The sequence below is a fragment of the Desulfallas sp. Bu1-1 genome (assembly GCF_015594625.1).
Taxonomy (GTDB): domain Bacteria; phylum Bacillota; class Desulfotomaculia; order Desulfotomaculales; family Desulfallaceae; genus JADNRQ01.
The window spans coordinates 1-353 of record NZ_JADNRQ010000082.1 but is presented as its reverse complement, the minus strand read 5'-3'; the positions used below and the strand labels follow the sequence as shown (position 1 = coordinate 353).

Annotated in this window: 1 protein-coding gene; it reads right to left on the bottom strand. The window is 43.9% G+C overall.

Annotation, left to right across the window (positions count from 1 at the left end):
• A partial coding sequence (locus IT084_RS19140; protein WP_243277062.1) for a stalk domain-containing protein occupies window positions 1–353 on the bottom strand: 353 nt, incomplete at both ends.

Below are 353 nucleotides of genomic sequence, written 5' to 3'. Positions count from 1 at the left end.
GTATGCATGGCCTTATCCATTATTTCTTTATTTATTTTCTCCTGCAATGCCTTATTGGTCATGCCCGAGATCACAGGAATCTGCATATCTAAATTAAGCCAGTTTGTGGCAATCTTAACTTGCCGTGCGTCAACACTCACACCGCCAGTTGGGGACTCCTTAATGTCAGTAGGTGCATAAATCAATACTTTTTGGTTAACGCTGTCCCATTCAGTTATGAAACCACGGGCTTCGGCTACCCAGCGAGCTGGGAGGTAAACCCGCCCGTTCCGCAAAACCGGTACTGCATCCATGGCTATTGTCTCACTACTTAAAATCTCATTTGATCCAGCATCCAAATAGTTAATTGTTAA